Source organism: Novosphingobium sp. PP1Y (genome assembly GCF_000253255.1).
In the GTDB taxonomy this organism is placed as follows: Bacteria; Pseudomonadota; Alphaproteobacteria; order Sphingomonadales; family Sphingomonadaceae; genus Novosphingobium.
The window spans coordinates 508,095-525,955 of record NC_015583.1 but is presented as its reverse complement, the minus strand read 5'-3'; the positions used below and the strand labels follow the sequence as shown (position 1 = coordinate 525,955).

Here is a 17,861-nt window from a genome sequence, read left to right as displayed (position 1 = left end):
GGGAGGCGGCCCAGCACTCCAGCCGGCATGGCAAGCAGGAATACCGGACCGATCACGGCGTCAGAACCGCAAGGTCAACATCGTCTTCACGAACAGGTTATCGCCATAACCTGCGCGGCGTAAGACCTTTCCGGCATCGGCATAATTGACCATGCCGGCCAGGGCGACGTGGGGGTTGAGAGACCAGTTGGCCTTGAGGCGCGCGATGTTCGCCACGTGCTTCCCGGCAACGTTCTGCGTGCCGGCATAGGCCTGTGCATTGCCGCGATAGGCCGCGTCGTTCTCGTTCGGGCGCCAGTAGGATCCCCATTCGGCGCTCACCTGCAGTCTGCGCGTGGGCGAGAAGCTGATCGTGGGCGCAAAACCCATGGTGTTGATCGCGCCGACGAAGTTGTCGTCGCTGAAGATCACCGTGGCATTGTAGAGGAAATTGAAGGAGCCGACCTTGCCGGCACCATCATAGGTTCCGCCACCCGAGGCATAGTCGGCATGAAAACCCAGGCGCGGCGCCGACTTGCCCTTCCCCAGCCCCAGCGACTGGTTGGTGCTCACCGCCCAGGCATCGACACGCCGACCGGCAAAGCGGCCGTCCTGCTTGATCGCCGCCCAGTCGAAGGACAGGTTGCCGCGCGAGCCCCACAGCCGCGCACCATAAGTCTCGCGCCGGTCCTTGCCGCTGATCGGGCCAAGCTTCCGGTCGGTGTCCTCGAAGTTGTAATAGAACGGATCGAAGAAGATCCGTCCCTTCCCGGCATCGCCCTCGCCGGTAAGCAGAAAGCTGCCGTAAGCGCCGGTCAGCGTCTCGCCATTGCCGATACCGTCATCGAGGAAGCCGTTGCCCGGATCGGTCGGCTCGAAATAGAACGCACTGAAGCGGAAGCGCTTCCAGTCCATCGACAGCCGCGCGCCGTTCATCGAGACGCGAATGTTGGGATTGTCGCGCGGGCTGATGATGAAGCGCGGTCCGTCGAAGAATTCCTGCCGGCCGACCGTGACACGCGCCACGCCCGAAGCGACCGGAGCCCTCACCTCGGCGAAGAGTTGCTGCACGACCAGGTCGTTCTCGAAGTTGGCAAGGTGACGGGTTTCGTTCTTGCCGGAGATATGTCCCGATGCGAGTTCGCCATAGACCCGCACCGCCGGGCCTATCCTCAGGTCAGCCCCCAGGGTGGTGCGCGAGAGGATTTCGATGCGGTCCGTGGAATCGCTTAGCAGCGGCCGCGTCGAAACGCTGACGCTGGTGCGCTGATCGCCGTTCAGCGACAGGGAGATGTAACCCTCGTCGTCGAGCGCAATGTACTTGAGCGGCGATGCCCAGTCGCGCTTCGCCTTGGGATTGGCCAGGAACCGCCAGTCCTCCGCACCGCGCAGCATCGTATAATTGGGGCCGGTGCGCGGCCCCTGCCCATCGGCTTGCGCAGGATAAGGCGATTTCAGCGGGTCGCGCGCCGATGGCGCGGCTGCGGCCCTGGCATTGGAAGGAGTCGCTTCGGCGATCGGCTGCACAGGCCCCTGCCGCTCGGCTCCGGCCGTGGCTGCGAAAGCGCAGCCCGGCACCGTGAGACCGAACATCAGAACCGTGGACAGGCTTCGATCGCGTAGCGGGTGTGTCCGGTTACGCTTGGTCATGTCCCTGGCTTTGCTTAACCGAGCGGAATTTCCATCAGGTCGCTACCGACCACGATCTCGCCCTTGTAGTGCTTGGCGGCTTCGTCGCGCCACATGTCATCGGTGATCCAATCCATGTCTCCGGGCACGAAGTGACTCAGCACCAGCTTCTTCACGCCCGCGCGCTTGGCGATCATGCCGACCTGCTCGGCTGCCGTGTGGCTTTCGAGAATGTGGTTGCGGAATGCCGCTGACCCGTTGGCGCGCTTCACCAGCGCATCGACACCCGGGACGTAGAGCACTTCGTGCACCAGCACATCGGCGCCCCTCGCGAAGTCGGCCAGCGCCGGATTATAGGCGGTATCGCCGGAATAGACGACCGAGCCGTAAGGCGTCTCGAACCGGTAGGCGAGATTCTCCATCGGCGGGTGCGGCGTCGTGAAGGCGGTAACCGTCACGCCGTCTGCCGACATGACCGTGCCCTGCGATTGGCGGAAATCGTGAGGACGCAGGAACGTGCCGGGGTGCGGCTTGCCTTCGTCGGCCATGCGAATGCGGATGTCCTCGCGGTTGAGGTGCCAGTAGTCCGCGGCAAGGGCCTCCATGCCCGCTGGGCCATAGGCGTCGATCGGGCGACGCAGCACACCGGCTGCCCAAATGTTGTAAACGAGATTGCCGAATTCGAGCTCGTGGTCCGAATGCATGTGCGAAATGAAGATCGCGCGAATATCGGACAGATTGAGCCCTGCCTTCACGATTTGCGAAGTCACGCCCATGCCGGTGTCGATGACATAAACGTTGCCGTCCACGACGAGGGCATTTGCCGGATTTGAGCGCTTGCCGCCAACCCGAGGTCCTCCCTTGGTGCCAAGCAGGACGAGCTTGGCGCCCTTGGCAGTCTTGGTCTCGGGTCCGCCTGCCGTTGCGGCCAGGGACATGACCGGGGCTGCAATCATGCCGCTGGCAGTCAGCGCCATTGCGGTGCGCAGCATGTTGCGCCGGTTGAGCATGGGCATGCGCGATTCGGAAAACATCAGGTTCCTCTCCTCCACAATCGAACGCGGCATTGAGCCGGTTGCCGCCGATCTATCATCGAGTTTGAGGTCTCGTCAATGCGAATCCGAGTCGCATTCTGTTTCATTCAGCTGGACAAGGACGTACAGATCGGCGATCTCACTCGGCATGGCTGACGGGGAGGCGACATTCGACATTGAGGAAAACCTGACGAAAGTCGGGGTAATACCGACACTTCAGGCCCGCAGCCGCACCTTGCGCAATCGTCTGATCCAGGAAGCCTTGCGGATCGCTCGCAAGGTCCCCTTCGACGATGTCAGCATACATGAAATTTGTGCGGCGGCCGGCTGTTCTACGGGCGCCTTCTACTCGCGCTTTCCCGACAAGATCACGCTTTTCAAGGCCGTTATGATCTTCGCAGCCGCCGAATCGGGCCCCATGCTCGAAAGCATGGTGCGTTCGTTGCCTTTTGAAGAAATCCTGCCGAAATTGATGGCCAAGCAGGTCGAACGCTTCCAGAAACAGGAAACGTTCTTCCGTTCGGCCTTCAAGGTCAGCCTCGATTCGCCCGAGGCATGGGAACCGTTCCGGCGCAATGCCAACAGCCTTGCCAAGGCCTATCTCGAACGCGTGCAATCCCATCCGGATATTGACCAGGAACGGGTCAAGCCGGATCGGGTCCTATTTGCCTTTCAGGTGATGTATGGTGTGCTCAACAACACGGTCATCAACCGCCCCGGCCCTTTCCTCATCGAGAGCGAGGATTTCCCGCTCCTTTTACGCGAATCCATGCTGGCAGCCATGCACCTCCCCTTGCGAACGCCCTGAACGCGTTCGCAGCTCCGTGCCGGACCGCTTCAGGCCTGATCGAGAATGCGGCGCGCCTGAACGAGGTGGGGCCGATCGATCATCTTGCCATCGAGCTTGAGGGCCCCGACGCCGGGATTGGCGGCAAACGCCTCGACGATCGTCCGGGCCTGGGCCACTTCCGCTTCGCTCGGCGTGAAACCGTGATTGATGGTCTCCACCTGAGCCGGGTGGACTGCCATCATCCCGGTAAACCCGTCGCGCCTTGCCCGCGCGACATAAGCCGCTAGGGCATCTGGAGCATCGATACGCGGAAAGACCGTTTCGAGCGCGAGCGTCTGCGCGGCATGGGCGCCAAACAGGCACAGGCTGCGCACCATTTCATATGGAGCCGTATAACTGCCATCCTCCTCCCGCGAGGTCGCGGCACCGATTGCGGCAGGCAGGTCCTCAGCGCCCCAGGTCAAGCCAGCGAGACGCTCTGTGACCTCTCGATAAGTGCCGAGCTGGAATATCGCTGCGGGCGTTTCCGTTGCGATGGGCAAGATCGGCGGCAAAGCGCATCTCCCGCCCGTCTGCGCCTCCATCAGTGCGACAAGCCGGCGCACGCATTGCGATCCTTCCGACTTGGGAAGGACGATCCCATCTGGCCTGCCGGGCAAAATGGCACCGAGATCATCGGTCGTCAGGTCGCCGTCCAACGGATTGACCCGCACGAAAGTCGGCACCTTGCGCTCATTTGCAAGCCAGGCGGCGATTGCTTCGCGCCCAGCCCGCTTCCGTTCAGGCGCGACCGAATCCTCGAGGTCCAGAATAAGCGCGTCGGCGCCGCTCGCCGCGGCCTTGGCGAAGCGCTCGGGACGGTCGGCCGGGACGAACAACAAGGAACGCAGTTTCATGCTTCTCTCCGCATTGGGGTCGTCCGGCGAGGTGCCCCCCCCTGTCAGGCACCGATCAGTTCGCGTCCGATCAGCATGCGTCTGATTTCATTGGTCCCCGCACCGATGTCCAGAAGCTTGGCATCGCGCATCAGGCGCTCTACCGGCCAATCCTTGGTATAACCTGCTCCGCCCAGCGCCTGCACCGCCTCAAGCGCGGTCTTCATGGCATTTTCCGAAGCCAGCAGGATCGCCCCGGCAGCATCGAAGCGGGTCGTCTTGCCCGCATCGCAGGCGCGTGCGACTGCATAAACGTAGGCCCGTGCGCTGTTCAACGCGACGTACATGTCGGCGATCTTTGCCTGCATGAGCTGAAATGCCCCGATCGGCTTGCCGAACTGCTTGCGCTCTCGCACATAAGGCAGCACGACATCGAGACAGGCCTGCATGATGCCCAGTTGGATGCCGGACAGGACCGTACGCTCATAGTCGAGACCCGACATCAATACGCCAACGCCGCCGCCGACCGGTCCCATCACGTTTTCTTCCGGAACTTCGCAGTCGTCGAACACCAGTTCCGCTGTGGGCGAGCCGCGCATGCCGACCTTGTCGATCTTCTGCCCGATCGAGAACCCCTTGAAGTCCTTCTCGATCAGGAACGTCGTGATGCCGCGCGATCCTTCGCCGGTCTTTGCGTAGACCACCAGTGTATCGGCATAGGTGGCATTGGTGATCCAGAATTTCGTGCCGTTCAGGACATAGCGGTCGCCCTTCTTCTCGGCTTTCAGCTTCATCGAAACGACGTCGGAGCCCGCGCCCGCTTCGGACATCGCCAGACTGCCGACATGTTCGCCGGATATCAGCTTGGGCAGATAGCGTGCCTTCTGCTCCTCATTGCCCCAACGCCGGATCTGGTTGACGCACAGGTTCGAATGCGCGCCATATGACAGGCCGATAGAGGCAGAAGCGCGGGCCACTTCCTCCTGCGCCACGACATGTTCAAGGTAACCGAGACCAAGCCCGCCCCATTGTTCTTCGACTGTGATGCCGTGCAGCCCGAGTTCACCCATTTGCGGCCAGAGCTCGCGCGGGAACCAATCCTTCTCGTCAATTTCCGCAGCGAGCGGCGCAATGCGGTCCGTCGCAAAGCGCATCGTGCTCTCACGGATCATGTCGGCGGTTTCGCCCAGGGCAAAATCGAAATCGGTCATTGCGTCTCTCCTTGCCGTTCCTGATAGCGCGGATCGGTGCATAGGAAAAATTGAACCTACCTCAACGACTGCATTGGCACTATCTATAGATTACACCACTTGCCGCCCGGAGCCCTCCTGTGCTGGATCGCTACCTGCTTCGCTATTTCCTCGCCGTCGTCGACCAGGGTAATTTCTCCCGTGCGGCCGGCCATTGCAATGTTTCCCAACCGACACTGTCCGTCGGCATCGCAAAGCTCGAAAGAATTCTCGGTCACGCGCTTTTCGTGCGCTCGAACCAACGCGTGGAACTTACCGACGCCGGATCGCGCCTGCTGGCACATGCCAGGCGGATCGAGCGGGAGTTCAACCTTGCACAGCAGGCGATGGAACCGGCCAGCGCCCTGCCCTCGCTCCGGCTCGGCGTCCTGTCGACCATCCCGGCCCGCGCCATCGCCAGCGCCATCGCCACGGCCCGGCCGCAGGAGGCATATCGTTTCGAACTCGTGTTCGGCAGCGAAAGGGAATTGACCGGCCAGCTTGCCAAAGGCCGCATCGACCTGGCGCTGGCGCTGGTCGAAAGAGGCGCCGACCGCTTCCTTGAACGCAGTATCCTGTCCGAAGGCTATGCGCTGGCCATGGCGCAAGGCCATCCCCTCGCCCGAGCGGAGACCATCGAGGCGGGACAGCTTGTCCATGAAGTGATGATTGTGCGCCGCCATTGCGAGGCCTTGTCCGACATCAGCCGGCATTTCACCGAGCGCGGGGTCAGGCCGCACTTCTCCCTGCGCTCGACCAATGACGAGCGGGTTCTCGAGATGGTGGCGGCGGGACTTGGGCTCACCGTCATGCCGGATTGCTATGCCCACGATGGCGTCGCTCGCCCCCGCCTTGCCGGGTTTCCCGACAAGCGGACGATCGGCTGGATGGCGGCTCACCACGCGGAGCATCTGCTGGCAGCCCCCGGGGAGATTATCGTGACCATCGAGTCGGAATTGCGCGCGCTGCGGGAGAAGGCAGCAGGTTGATCCTGCACCTGCAGCGCAGGGAAGCATACGATGACATTGAGTCCAAGAAGGTGTATAGCAATTATGAGTTAGCTATACATTACGATCAACTTCATGATTTACAGAGATTTTTATGCCCCATTTTGACGGCATGCCCCTCGAGCGTGACCCCGCGGTACTCTCTGCCCTATACCTTGGCAGGATCCAGTCTGCGGTTTCACAGGCCAATGACGGCGCCATGATCGTGCTGGCTGGCCGGCTCATCCGCGAAAGCCTCATCACCGCTCTACGACAGGAAGGACACGCCTTTACCGATGAGCGCTTCTTCGACTGGTTCGCCGGGCTCAGCACCTTGTCGGATGTCTCGGCCCACAAGCTACGCCCTCCCCGCGCGCTTTGTCAGGCGATCCTGACTGAATTGAGGCACAATCCCTGGCATCACCTCGCAGTAGCTTCGCAGCGCATCGGCGAGGCGTTCCTCGCCCCGATAGACCTTGACCGGAATGAAGGGCACGAGGATGCCAATGCCTTGCTGGCCGAGGCAAGGGCCGTGATCACCGCGATTGAGCCATGCAATACGGATCTTCCCTTCTCGCCGGTGGCCGCGCTTTTCTCGGCAGCCCGCCAGTCGCTGCACTTTGCAAGGCAGGAGCGCGGGATCGAACTGATCAAGGGGCCACGCTCCGCCGTTGCAGTGGAAGTAGGCGAGCAGGCGCATTCCCGGTGGGCTCTGGACATCCTGGCCGGCGGCTACCTTGCGCCCCGGCATGGCTTGCCGTTTGCCGCCCCGCTGCCCGGCCTCCTGACCTTGACGTTCGAGAGCAGCGCTGCGGTCGATCAGGACATGCCCTTTACCCCCTCGCCTTCCGGCAGGGACCGCGAGAGCCTCACCGCCCTGTGCAATGCACTATGGTCTCTCGATCGCTTCATCCAGGATGCAATCAGGGATGCCGGCTGCATCGCCGACAAGTTGCAAAGCTGCCGCTCCAATGGCCGCGCGGGGGACGTCGCTGGCTATCTTGCAGGTTTCGGTACCCTGCGCGGCGTCCAGATCGAGAAGGTGATTGGCGCATCGCGTCTGGGCGTCCGCACGATCATGGCCACGCTTGCGCAGGCTGGCCTTGTCGAGGGAGAGACTTCGCGCAACGCAGCTACGATGCATCGCTTTGCGCCGCGTGAGGTGGTCCATGCTCAAGCCGTACAAGACCAGGAAGACTTTGCGTTCTCGTCGCAAGCGATCGACGAGTTCCAATCTTCCATGGATGCCATCGATGAATTGCTTCGCCGCTCTTCGCCCCGCCCAAGCGAAGGTGAGAGCTAGGCAGTTGCTTGCAATGTGGCCTCCTGCAGCCGGGAACGTGCCCACTTTCGGCGATCTGCCCATTTTTTAGGCGCCGCAGAAGGTCGTAGAGCGCAAAGACCGGACTGGTCCGACCCAAAGCTCATCCACGACGCGACCCCGCACCACAGGCCAAATCAGGTCAAATTTCGTCGATGGCTGGTCGGTTTCAGCACTCGGAGTGCAAGAATAGGCGCGCAGACGCCCCTGATACGAAAAGGGGCAGGATCGCGCCCTGCCCCTCTATCTTCACTGCGGTTGGATCCGGTCAGGCGTCCAGAAGTCCCCGAATGGCCTCGAGCACTTCATCTGCCGTCGCTCCCGATCTCGGCAGCACCTTGAGATTGAGCCCGCCTCGTGCCGGACGAGAGTAGCGCAGCATGGGCTTACCCTTGCGCGTCTTGATCAGTTCCTCCTGCGCAGACTTCTTCGACGTCGCAACAGTCGCCTTCACCAATCGCTTGGCGACTTCGGGACCGGTCAGCTTCACGCCGAGGTCCTCGCGTTCGGCGATGATGGCCTTACCTTCCGCGACCATGAGACCCAGCGCGCGCTGATCGCCGGTGAGCGGCTTGAGGTCACGCGCAACCCGCACCGTAATGTCATGCGTGTCGGGAAAGACGTTCACGATCTCGCTCGGCAGGCGCGCCACGTCGAGCAAGCGCGTCAACCACGATCGGGAAATCTTGAGATGCTCGGCCATCTCACTCTGCGACCCGTCATAGAATTCGCCGAGTGCGCGCAGATACTCATTCGCGCGCTCCCAATCGGAGATGTCCTTGCGCGACCGGTTCTCGATATCGGAGACCCGGAAGGCCTCCTCATCGGAGACGTGCTGGATGGTGACAAGGTACTCGTACTCGGGGTGGTGATGTTCGCGCAGCCACTGCACCGTCCACCAGCGACGCACACCGGCGATAATCTCGTAGTCATACTCCGGGTCTTCGTGGAGCTTGCGGACGATGGCCGGGATGCGCTGCTTCTTGGCGGAGAGAAACGCATCGATAAGGTCGCGACAGGTTTCCTCGTTGAGGTGATCGATGTCGCGATTGTGGAGGCGCCAGGGTCTGCAGCGCGCCGGGTCGACCCACTCGGTACGATCGGTCACGACCTTGCCCGAAGCGAGGCGGGCAAGGGTCTGGCTACGGCTGGCCATGATGCTTTCAGCCGGTGCCGAAACGTCCAGTTCGCTGTCGTCCAAGCCTTCGGTGAGGCTGCTTCCGAAGCCGCGATTGCCTTTAGCCATGATGCATTTCCTGTCTTCCGCCGTCGTTCTCATGCGCCAGTTGCCACGTGGCAACAAACCCATTCTGATCCTCTTCCCGCGCCCAATCCATGCCGACCAGAGCGGGGTATCTTTCCACTTGCGGGTCTGCCTTTGCAGCCCCCGGCCTTCCGGTTGCCACGTGGCAACCGGTCACGAAACCTGCTCCGCCCGGCTCTCCCATGAGCGCAGGACATCCTGCTCGATGTCATGGCAGACATCGCCGAGAAACTTGACGCAGCGGTTGTGCACTTCATGCGAAGTCACCGGCCGATCCAGCTCGAACACCGTCTTCATCCGGGAGCTGGCGTTATCGATTTCGGCGCTCGTCTTGAGCACGGAATTGATCATAGAGCCGCCGAACACCTGCCGCATCATCGACAGGATCTCACGGTGCATCGACTTGCTTTCATCGACGCGGCTGCCGACCAGACGAATGAAATTATAGGCCGGTTTGACCCTGCCGCCCAGCTTCTCGAGCTGGTGCATCGTCGTGCGCGCCATGTCGATGAACGAGACTGTCGAGGCGAAGTCGATGACGCTCGGCGGCATCGGAATGACCATCGCGTTGGCCGCCTGCAGCACGGCCATGGAAACCATGCCCAGCGCCGGTGGCGGATCCATGATGACGATGTCATAGTCATCGACGACACTGTCGATCGCCTGGGCAATGAGATCGATGATGTCAAAGCTCTGGTGCTGCGCAAGGTAGCCCGCAATCTCGTACTCCAGATTGTAGAGCTTGAGATTGGCAGGAATCAGGTCGAGCCCGAAGAAGTGCGTCTTGCGGATAATCGAACGCACGCCCAGCAGTTCCGGATTATGGAAGTGCCCATATAAAGTGTCGTCCTCGCCAAGATCGACGTCGGGGCGATAGCCGAACATCATTGTCGAACTTGCCTGGCTGTCGCAGTCGATGAACAGGACGCGATAGCCGCGAATGGCGAAGTGTTGGGCAAGGTGCAGGGCAATCGTCGATTTGCCGACACCGCCCTTGAAGTTCGAAACCGAGATGATCGCCGGCGTGTCGGTCGGCTCGCGCCAGGGCCGCGTCCCGAAGACCTCGCGCATGTGATCGAGTTCCTGCAGGGTATATTGCACCCGGTGGCCCGAAGCTGTCCGGTCGCGGGGCGGCAACCTCCCATCTCGCTCAGCCTCGCGAATGGCCGAAGCCGTTCGGCCCACGAGCGAGGCTGCCTTTGAAATGGGAAAGGAGGGCCCGACCTTGTGACCGGTTTCCGGATCAAGAGCGCCGTCCCTGATCCTTTTAAGGATCGTCAGGGCTTTCCTATGCAGCAGGCCAAGGCCATCATTGGTCAGGTCGTCAGGCTGAATTTCAAGACTGGGATGTGTCGCCATATGCACCAACTTGTGAGATTGAGGCCGCACGATAGCCTTGTTGCAAGTTTCGGGCAATGAACGTCCACCAATCTTACAACTTCACCGATGATCTCCGTGCCAAAAGACTTCATGACCATGGCTCACAGGGCAGGGGAGGGGCGACCGACCGATGATCTCGGAGCCGTTTAGCCCCAACTCGGCTGTTTCCGAGTCGCGAATCCCAAGCAACCGCGTCGCAGCAGCACAGGCTTGCGTCAGGACCGATGATCTCGGTGCCAACCGATGATCAGCGTGCATTTTACCGATGATCTCAGAGCCATAGCCACCGATGATCTCGGAGCGCATACCTATTACAAGAATCCCTAATCAAAATCCGATTCGCGAATCGGCTTTGATGAATTTGAGAAGGTTTTGGGAGCACATCACGGAAAAGGCACCGAGATCATCGGTGGAATTGTAGGTTTCAACCGCGAAAACCCGTCAAAACTGCCAACCATCTTGCCAAGCTCGCTCAAAGCTGTTGTTACATGAGCACCTTAGGACCCGGATTCGGGAAGGGATGGGCAATATGAGCGGGGATACGAGCAAACCGATCGGGCACCAATATGCTCTGGCCATGCTGGATGGCGGGGAAGATCGTGTCCGCTCGCTGGCCAAGACAGCCGGCACGCAGCTCACCATGGATGCCTTCCTGCGCGTTCAGGACGAGGAACCGGTCCCTGCGTTTCTTCACTCCGCGCTTTGCGCGATGTCCTTGCCGACCAAACGGCCCAAGGATGAAACGCAGCCGATCCTGCGCGAAGACGGAAAGTATGCCCTGGCCATCAATCCGCGGCCTGTCCTGCAGACCGTCGATGGCAAGCCCGTGCTGAGGAGCCTTGGCGTTCCATACGGGGCTTATCCACGCGTTGCGCTCATCTACCTGCTTTCGCAGGCTGTCACTAAGCGCTCACGCGACGTCTATCTAGGGCGAAACTTTACCGAATGGATGCGCCGGCTTGGCTATCAGACGGTATCCTACGGCCCGCGCGGCACCGCGAACCGCATGCGCGAGCAGGTTGACCGCTTGCTCGCCTGCGAATGGCAGATCCGCTGGGATGGCACGGATGCAGGCGACAATGCCTTCGCCGTGCGCGATGTTAAGATTTCCAACGAATATGCAGGCTCGCTCGAGAAGAACGGCGCATTTGCACGTGAGATCCGCATGTCGGAGGCGTTCTACAGCCATCTGATCGAACACGCCGTGCCTTTGAACGAAATTGCGATCCGCGAATTGAAGGGCACGCCCACCGCGCTCGATCTTTATACCTATCTCGCTTACCGCCTGCCGCGCATTACCAGCGACAGGGGGCAGACGATCTCCTGGGACCAGCTCGCGCGACATCTTGGCAACAGCGCGGATTCGAAAAGGTTCCGCCAGACCGTGCGCGAGACGATGCAGCTGGTTTCGGCCGTTTATCCGAACGCGAATGTCGACCTTTCCGGTCGCAAGGTCGTTCTTAACCCGTCTCCGGCACCGCTCGAACGCAAGCTGGTCGGCCCGCATCTGCGGCTGGTCGGGGCTGCTGCAGCTGAAAAGGCACCGAGATCATCGGTTTCCCTGGAGCGCAAGTTTCGCCGTGAAACACCGCAACTGACCGAAGAACTCCGAGCCTTTCCGGAAGGCAGCCTCAGCTTCGGCACGCGCGAAGCCGCCTTTCGCAAGATAGGCCTCGAAAAAGGCCAGCCCTGGTCAGTCGACACGATGGCAGACGCCTTCCGCGCCGGCTTTCCCGGAATCGGCAAGCTGCGCACCGACACCGAATGGCTGCGCGTATGGGAAGCCTTCGTCGTCAGTTATGCCAAGCGCCGGTCGCAGGATGGGGCCGAATGACCGATGATGTCGGTGCGCCGACACCGGCAAGCTGATAGGTAAACTCGAAGCCGATTTGCGCCCACGTATCGAACTGCCGCGACAGCTAGACATGCAATTGGTTCGCGCAAGTACGCAACATGCCCCTTTTTTGAGGGCGACCCGGCACAAATTTGATCTTCATGCTTGGAAAAGGCCCGAAATGAAGGGCTTGGGCCCTAAGCATTCAAGTCCAGATTGCATGGGGAGATATTCGCAAATTCCCCATGCGGATTCGCCGCGTGTATCCAGGCACTCGAACCGGAATGAATATTGTTTAGCAGAGGTGGATGTCACACCGGCTCTTTTGATGCGTGCTCGATGACGAGAACCATGAGTAGATTGGTCGGAAGGCGCGTATCCGCCGTTCTCCGGACCAAGAGGGTCAAACTCGACCAAGATGCTCATTCCCGCGATGTTATATGTTGTCAGAGCACCAGGGCCTGGCCTGAAGCGAGATTGGCTAATGAAGCTCGCGCGGGCCATTATCGGCTTTGCGGTAGCAGTCGCAACTTGCGCGCTCACCACCGGGGCTAATGCACAGGATGCCGGTCAGGTCTCCACCCAATTCAATCCGGCAGCGAATATCGATCGCGATCGCATGGATCGCATCGAGCCGAATATTCCGGAGCGCAGCAATGCACCGGAAGCGCCGCGGCCATCGATCGAAGTTGCCGCACCGACGAAACCAAGTGCCGTTGCGGCGATCGAACTTACCAAGGTCAAGTTCGAAGGGGCCACGCTCGCACAGGACGTCCTCGAAGGAGCGGTTGCTCCCTACCTTGGTTCGCGATTGACGCGGCCCAACCTGCAGAAGGTCGCCAATGCAGTAAGCCAAGCCTATGCGACTAGCGACATTGCATTCTACTCTGTGAGCATTCCCACGCAGGTTCCTCGCGGGGGTGTGCTGATTGTGCGTGTTCTGGAAGGTCGCATCGGCAACTATACGATTGAGCACGAATCCCGTAGCACGCCGACTCGCCTGATCGCTGCGCATATGCGCCGCTTGATGCAGGAAACTCCAACGCACAAGAGTTCGATCGAGCGTACGCTCTCGCTATTGCGGGATATTCCCGGACAAACGATCGAAGCCAAACTCAAATCCGCTGGCCGTCCGGGTGAAGTGACCATGACGTTGAACGTACGCCGCAAACAGGTTGAGGTTACTCTCGACGTCAATAACAGCGGCGTGACCAATGTGACGAGTGGCGTTCAGTCGCAGCTTGGTATTGCAGTCAATGGCCTGATCCGTGAAGGGGATACGACCCGCTTTTCCGGCTATATCCCCTTCACGCCCGATCGCTATCAGTTCTACTCGGCGAGCCATGCCACGCCGCTTGGATCTAACGGCACAACATTGGCGGTCAATGGGGCCTATGTGCGGACGCGTACCCGATCGGCTGACATTCTCGGTGAAGCCAAGCAGGTTGGCCTTTCGCTCTCCCATCGCCTCATCCGGTCCTACCACAAGAATCTTGTAATCAGCGCGAGTCTCGATGGGACGAATAGCCAGCATTACTTTCTGGATACAGCTTTTGGCGGTTTTCGGACGCGTGCCATTCGAATTGGTGCGACCTGGTCGGCTGTCGGCAAGACCGGTGGCTATGGCGTTTCGGGCACGGTCAGCCAAGGGCTGGACGCGCTCGGCGCGAAGGAAATCGCCGGATTTTCCGAAGCGAAGTTTCGCAAGGTCAACATCCAGCTCACGGCGGTAAAAGACCTGGGTTCGGGCCTTTCCGGTAAGGTTACGAGTCGCGCTCAATATACGCAGGACAAATTGCCAACGACCGAGCGCTTTTCGCTTGGCGGGGAGGGCGCGGGTATGGCTTACCGGGTCGGGACGATCACTGCCGACAAGGCTATTGCCGCCGGACTCGAAGTCGGTTGGAAGTTGAAATCAGGTAAAGGCCTCTTCAACAACTTCCAGATCTTCGCTTATACGGACGGTGCATTGGGAAAATCAAGCAGTCGTCAAAGTATTGGTATTGCTTCGAAGAAATATTCTCTTGCGTCGGCGGGCGGCGGTATTCGTATTTCTCCGATAAAAGGTTGGACCGCCCAGGTGCAGATTGCAGTTCCTGTCAAGAGTCCGCGTGACTTCTATGAGAAGAAGCCGCGTTTCTTTTTCAGCGTAACCCGCCGGGTCTGAATGCCCGTTTTGCGTATACGCAAAACCTTCTGACCCGCAGCGATCAAGCCAACGATAGAAACGAAAGCGACGGGACTCGGCGATGAAGAACGTATGGGAAGTCTGGCCTACAGCCCTCACGAAAGCTGAATGCGACGCGATTACCAAGCGCGCACTCAGTTACCCGCAGCAGGATGCCACTGTCGGTTTCGCAGATCAGCGCCGAGCCAATAGCGGGCACCGCACGTCACAGATCCGCTGGCTCGATGCCAACCGTGAGAAAGATATCGTTTCACGCATCATGACATTTGTCAGTTCATCGAACCGTACCAATTTCGGCGCCGACATTGTCGCACCATTCGACCTGCAATTTACGCAGTACAACGCGACCAATGCCGGTCATTACGATTGGCATCAGGACGTGTGGCTGGAATCTCCGCGGCCATTCGACCGCAAGCTCTCCGTTGTCGTGCAGCTCAGTGAGCCGGATGAGTACAACGGTGGGGAGTTCGAATTCTTCGGGCTGCAAAACCCGGGTGCCACATTTGCCAATCGGGGGAGCATGCTGATCTTCCCATCGTTTTTGCAGCATCGGGTTCTTCCCGTGGTCAACGGAAGGCGCCAGAGCCTTGTGACCTGGGTGGAAGGGCCGAAATGGCGCTGATGACGGCGAGATCGTTCGGTCGGGCAGAGGCCCTGCAATGAATTGGCCGCTGACAGGACAATCCGAACCGCACAATGCAGCCATGATGTCTGCTGCCTTGCTGTTGGCAGTAGGCTTTCTTTGTATGGCCTCTATGATCGACGTACGTCAGCGCCGGATTCCAAACGAAATCAGCCTCGCGGTGGCCCTTCTGGCCATTCCTTTCTGCTATGGCGCTGCAGGAGGCCCAGGCTTGCTGTCGCTTTTGCGGCACCTGTCCGTACCGCTTCTGCTGGCCGTTCCCATGAGCATCCTCTTCGCGCTCAGGATCCTTGGCGGGGGAGATGTCAAACTGATCCTAGCCAGTTCCTTGTGGGTTCCGCCAGAGAAGATTGCTACCTTGGCAATGATTGTAATCCTGCTGGGAGGACTGGTCGCGGTTCTCATGCAACTGCTCGACATGATTTTCCAGGCCGTGAAGCCCGAAAGTGTCCCTTATGGATTGCCTATAGCCGCTGGGGTGCTTGTCTTGCAGGTGCCCACCTTGCGACAGATTGCCACCATTCTGGGTACCGGTTGGTAATCGTCGCAAGAAGCCTTCCCGGATAATACGCGAAACGCGTTCGTCAAACGCCGGGATTCATGAGGCTGATCTGATCGGAAAGGTAATCGATCAAGGGTTGTTCGAACTTGGGATTGATGATCAAGAAGTGTCGCCGTTTGTCCTTTTCGTCGGGGATGCGGCAGAGAACGTCTTCCGTGACCAGTCGCCGGACCAGGCGCAGTGCCGTGCTCATCGGCGCACCGGATGCGATGCAGGCACTGGATACAGAGACTGTACGACCTTCAATCTTGGCAAGCAGCAGGTCCAGGAGCATTTCCCAGGTCGGATCGCCGAACAGGGCTCCTCCACCGATGCCGCGCCGTTTCGACTCCTTCCGCAGTTGATCGCGAATGAAATCGCAAAGAACGGATCTGTCGATCGCCGGGCCTTTGAACTGTAGCCCATTGTTCGAATGTCCGAGCATCGGTTTCAGGCTGCCCGTGCCATTCGGTTGTGGTTCATGGATAAGCTGTGCCAGCCTGTTCAGCTCGGAACTAAGGCTCGACATCTTGGTCAACAAGGTTTCGCGAGCGGCCGGGTTGTCCTGTAGCCCGCTGATGCGCTGCAACGCGCGCCGCAGATCGGAAGGGTGAATCGGCTTCTCGAGGAAATCCGAGACCGAGGCACGCATTGCGTCCACGGCAATGTCTTTCGTCGCATAGCCGGTCGCCATGACGATGTGCAACTGGCGGCCGAGCGTTTGAGCATGGCGAGCAAGTTCATGGATCAGCGAAATGCCATCTTTGCCGGGCATGTTGTAATCGATGATCGCGATAGTCGTATCGCTGTCGAGATATAGCCGCAGGGCATCCTGGGGGGTTAGAGCATGGAGGGGCTCGTAGCCCATGGCTCGCAAGGCGTAGGAGCACTCTTCGCCCCAGTCGGGATCGTCGTCGACGATCAGTACGCTCCCGGAGTGCTTGTCCTGAACGAGAGAAGCCAGTTCGGTTTCTTCGTTAGCTTCGATCTGGTTTGGATTGAAAAGTGATCCCAATTTCAACCGCCAATTCTGAGACATGAGGTTCATCGCTGTGGTAAATTTCTCGGTTCGATGTCTTAATGCTTGGTAAAAATCTGTCCGGTCTGGACAATGAGGATCGCCGAGACGCCAATAGCGAAAAAGTCAGGACGGCGCAGTTGTCCGTTAGCCTTGTTGATAAAGGCGCTGGAAAAGAGAAAAATCGACGAAAAAGAGAGCATTAAAAGGCTGCCTACAGGACCCAGCCAAATCGCCCCGGTGGCAAGGAGCTGGATATGACTTCCTGTTAAAATTTGTACACCCTGCCATGATTTCAGAGCTGTCACTGCAACCGCGATACTCAACATGCTAACGGCACCCGAAAGCGCGCTGGCCAGGAGTGCGGCAGCACCGCCTGTCAACCATGCCGCTGCGAGGCCCGCACCAGCAATAATTGCGAAGTGCAGAGCGGGAACGCCTTTGCCGCCCCAAGGCAGTACCAGGACGGGCAGAAGTAACAGGACGAGTGCGGCCGTGCCGAAGAAGTCCATGGCAGCCATTCAATAGCCTCCATTCGTGACGGTGGCGCTTGCTTTCATGTCCGTCGCGGGCAGGGGCAGGATGCTGGCGTAGCGCATGATCGGACTGTCGCTTATGTCGTAGCTCACGGTGACCATGAAGGCGTTGGCGCCGTCCGTTGAGGTGGTGATCACGGCATCCTTGCCCGAACCCAAGAGATTTCCGTAACTGTCCACGATCTCCTGCGCGCGGGTTGTGGCAAGGCTGATGCGCTCGTCGCTGGATAGTCCAGCCAGTGCGGTACGCGCACCTTCCGAAGCCGCTTGTCGCACACCGAAATAGGCTGCGAAGTACAGCGAATAGACGATGATGGAGAAGACCAGCATCAGCAGCGCCGGAGCCAGGAACACGAACTCCAGCGCCGCCATGCCGGCACGGCAACGAGATAGGCGGTGCAGCAGGTCATCCATTGCCGATGCCCTTCGGTCAGCTTGTCGCGCTGGCGAAAAGATTCGAGAAGGCCGTTGCCAGATTATCCTGAAAACCACTTCCGATAGCCACAATTCCGGCAACCACGATGCCGCCAAGGACCGCATATTCCACAGCGGTCAGGCCGCGCTCGTCGCGGATCAGCGAGCGGATCAGGTAACGCGTGTAGTCAATCATTGCT

At 59.8% G+C, this 17,861-nt stretch carries 17 protein-coding genes; 7 read left to right on the top strand and 10 right to left on the bottom strand.

The window, feature by feature from the left end; all coding sequences use genetic code 11:
- Window positions 1-60: 60 nt before the first annotated feature.
- Together PP1Y_RS03310 and PP1Y_RS03305 are read right to left on the bottom strand one after the other, a co-directional pair.
- Window positions 61-1,629 carry an alginate export family protein gene (locus tag PP1Y_RS03310; protein ID WP_232512339.1) on the bottom strand — a complete coding sequence of 523 codons (1,569 nt, stop codon included), beginning with the start codon at window positions 1,627-1,629 and terminating at the stop codon, window positions 61-63.
- 14 nt (window positions 1,630-1,643) lie between these two features.
- A complete protein-coding gene (locus PP1Y_RS03305) occupies window positions 1,644-2,642 on the bottom strand; it encodes an MBL fold metallo-hydrolase (protein WP_232512338.1) in 999 nt (332 codons plus the stop codon).
- Here PP1Y_RS03305 and PP1Y_RS03300 point away from each other — a divergent pair.
- Entirely contained in the window at window positions 2,623-3,450 is an 828-nt protein-coding gene (locus tag PP1Y_RS03300; RefSeq protein ID WP_232512337.1) for a TetR/AcrR family transcriptional regulator, read from the top strand. The genes PP1Y_RS03305 and PP1Y_RS03300 overlap by 20 nt on opposite strands.
- 29 nt (window positions 3,451-3,479) lie before the next feature.
- Here PP1Y_RS03300 and PP1Y_RS03295 read toward each other — a convergent pair whose 3' ends face one another.
- Both PP1Y_RS03295 and PP1Y_RS03290 read right to left on the bottom strand, forming a co-directional pair.
- The gene (locus tag PP1Y_RS03295) at window positions 3,480-4,328 is read right to left on the bottom strand and encodes a CoA ester lyase (RefSeq protein WP_013836676.1); all 849 of its coding nucleotides are present in this window, start codon (window positions 4,326-4,328) and stop codon (window positions 3,480-3,482) included.
- 44 nt (window positions 4,329-4,372) lie between these two features.
- Entirely contained in the window at window positions 4,373-5,518 is a 1,146-nt protein-coding gene (locus tag PP1Y_RS03290) for an acyl-CoA dehydrogenase family protein (protein WP_013836675.1), read from the bottom strand.
- Window positions 5,519-5,637: 119 nt separating this feature from the next.
- Between PP1Y_RS03290 and PP1Y_RS03285 the strand changes: the two genes are divergently transcribed.
- Window positions 5,638-6,525: a LysR family transcriptional regulator gene (locus PP1Y_RS03285; protein WP_013836674.1), complete on the top strand. Its 888-nt coding sequence runs from the start codon at window positions 5,638-5,640 to the stop codon at window positions 6,523-6,525.
- Window positions 6,526-6,637: 112 nt separating this feature from the next.
- Entirely contained in the window at window positions 6,638-7,825 is a 1,188-nt protein-coding gene (locus PP1Y_RS03280; protein WP_013836673.1) for a hypothetical protein, read from the top strand.
- A 286-nt stretch (window positions 7,826-8,111) separates the two neighbouring features.
- Here PP1Y_RS03280 and PP1Y_RS03275 read toward each other — a convergent pair whose 3' ends face one another.
- Together PP1Y_RS03275 and PP1Y_RS03270 are read right to left on the bottom strand one after the other, a co-directional pair.
- Window positions 8,112-9,089 carry a ParB/RepB/Spo0J family partition protein gene (locus PP1Y_RS03275; protein ID WP_013836672.1) on the bottom strand — a complete coding sequence of 326 codons (978 nt, stop codon included), beginning with the start codon at window positions 9,087-9,089 and terminating at the stop codon, window positions 8,112-8,114.
- A 171-nt stretch (window positions 9,090-9,260) separates the two neighbouring features.
- Window positions 9,261-10,466, bottom strand: coding sequence for an AAA family ATPase (locus PP1Y_RS03270; RefSeq protein WP_013836671.1), 1,206 nt, complete (start codon window positions 10,464-10,466; stop codon window positions 9,261-9,263).
- Window positions 10,467-11,016: 550 nt separating this feature from the next.
- Between PP1Y_RS03270 and PP1Y_RS03265 the strand changes: the two genes are divergently transcribed.
- From PP1Y_RS03265 to PP1Y_RS03250, 4 genes are all read left to right on the top strand, one after another.
- Complete coding sequence (locus PP1Y_RS03265) at window positions 11,017-12,321, top strand: replication protein RepA (protein ID WP_013836670.1); 1,305 nt, start codon at window positions 11,017-11,019, stop codon at window positions 12,319-12,321.
- A gap of 484 nt (window positions 12,322-12,805) precedes the next feature.
- Window positions 12,806-14,488 (top strand): ShlB/FhaC/HecB family hemolysin secretion/activation protein, encoded by a 1,683-nt coding sequence (locus PP1Y_RS03260; protein WP_013836669.1) that lies wholly within the window; start codon window positions 12,806-12,808, stop codon window positions 14,486-14,488.
- An 82-nt stretch (window positions 14,489-14,570) separates the two neighbouring features.
- Window positions 14,571-15,131, top strand: a complete 561-nt coding sequence (locus PP1Y_RS03255) for a 2OG-Fe(II) oxygenase (RefSeq protein WP_013836668.1) — start codon at window positions 14,571-14,573, stop codon at window positions 15,129-15,131.
- Between the two features lie 37 nt (window positions 15,132-15,168).
- The gene (locus PP1Y_RS03250; RefSeq protein WP_148274808.1) at window positions 15,169-15,693 is read left to right on the top strand and encodes a prepilin peptidase; all 525 of its coding nucleotides are present in this window, start codon (window positions 15,169-15,171) and stop codon (window positions 15,691-15,693) included.
- Window positions 15,694-15,736: 43 nt separating this feature from the next.
- Here PP1Y_RS03250 and PP1Y_RS03245 read toward each other — a convergent pair whose 3' ends face one another.
- The 4 genes from PP1Y_RS03245 to PP1Y_RS03230 are packed head-to-tail and all read right to left on the bottom strand — an operon-like array spanning window position 15,737 to window position 17,857.
- Window positions 15,737-16,741 (bottom strand): response regulator, encoded by a 1,005-nt coding sequence (locus PP1Y_RS03245; RefSeq protein ID WP_232512335.1) that lies wholly within the window; start codon window positions 16,739-16,741, stop codon window positions 15,737-15,739.
- Between the two features lie 29 nt (window positions 16,742-16,770).
- On the bottom strand, window positions 16,771-17,232 hold the full coding sequence (locus tag PP1Y_RS03240) for a hypothetical protein (protein ID WP_013836665.1): 462 nt from the start codon (window positions 17,230-17,232) through the stop codon (window positions 16,771-16,773).
- Entirely contained in the window at window positions 17,233-17,661 is a 429-nt protein-coding gene (locus PP1Y_RS03235; RefSeq protein WP_013836664.1) for a TadE/TadG family type IV pilus assembly protein, read from the bottom strand.
- Between the two features lie 16 nt (window positions 17,662-17,677).
- Entirely contained in the window at window positions 17,678-17,857 is a 180-nt protein-coding gene (locus PP1Y_RS03230) for a Flp family type IVb pilin (protein ID WP_013836663.1), read from the bottom strand.
- Window positions 17,858-17,861: the final 4 nt, after the last annotated feature.

Bases quoted from the DNA above. Each gene is read 5' to 3' on its own strand.
- PP1Y_RS03310 (WP_232512339.1), bottom strand. From the start codon at position 1,629: ATGACCAAGCGTAACCGGACACACCCGCTACGCGATCGAAGCCTGTCC.
- PP1Y_RS03300 (WP_232512337.1), top strand. From the start codon at position 2,623: ATGCGCGATTCGGAAAACATCAGGTTCCTCTCCTCCACAATCGAACGC.
- PP1Y_RS03305 (WP_232512338.1), bottom strand. From the start codon at position 2,642: ATGTTTTCCGAATCGCGCATGCCCATGCTCAACCGGCGCAACATGCTG.
- PP1Y_RS03295 (WP_013836676.1), bottom strand. From the start codon at position 4,328: ATGAAACTGCGTTCCTTGTTGTTCGTCCCGGCCGACCGTCCCGAGCGC.
- PP1Y_RS03290 (WP_013836675.1), bottom strand. From the start codon at position 5,518: ATGACCGATTTCGATTTTGCCCTGGGCGAAACCGCCGACATGATCCGT.
- PP1Y_RS03280 (WP_013836673.1), top strand. From the start codon at position 6,638: ATGCCCCATTTTGACGGCATGCCCCTCGAGCGTGACCCCGCGGTACTC.
- PP1Y_RS03275 (WP_013836672.1), bottom strand. From the start codon at position 9,089: ATGGCTAAAGGCAATCGCGGCTTCGGAAGCAGCCTCACCGAAGGCTTG.
- PP1Y_RS03270 (WP_013836671.1), bottom strand. From the start codon at position 10,466: ATGGCGACACATCCCAGTCTTGAAATTCAGCCTGACGACCTGACCAAT.
- PP1Y_RS03265 (WP_013836670.1), top strand. From the start codon at position 11,017: ATGAGCGGGGATACGAGCAAACCGATCGGGCACCAATATGCTCTGGCC.
- PP1Y_RS03260 (WP_013836669.1), top strand. From the start codon at position 12,806: ATGAAGCTCGCGCGGGCCATTATCGGCTTTGCGGTAGCAGTCGCAACT.
- PP1Y_RS03255 (WP_013836668.1), top strand. From the start codon at position 14,571: ATGAAGAACGTATGGGAAGTCTGGCCTACAGCCCTCACGAAAGCTGAA.
- PP1Y_RS03250 (WP_148274808.1), top strand. From the start codon at position 15,169: ATGAATTGGCCGCTGACAGGACAATCCGAACCGCACAATGCAGCCATG.
- PP1Y_RS03245 (WP_232512335.1), bottom strand. From the start codon at position 16,741: ATGAACCTCATGTCTCAGAATTGGCGGTTGAAATTGGGATCACTTTTC.
- PP1Y_RS03240 (WP_013836665.1), bottom strand. From the start codon at position 17,232: ATGGCTGCCATGGACTTCTTCGGCACGGCCGCACTCGTCCTGTTACTT.
- PP1Y_RS03235 (WP_013836664.1), bottom strand. From the start codon at position 17,661: ATGGATGACCTGCTGCACCGCCTATCTCGTTGCCGTGCCGGCATGGCG.
- PP1Y_RS03230 (WP_013836663.1), bottom strand. From the start codon at position 17,857: ATGATTGACTACACGCGTTACCTGATCCGCTCGCTGATCCGCGACGAG.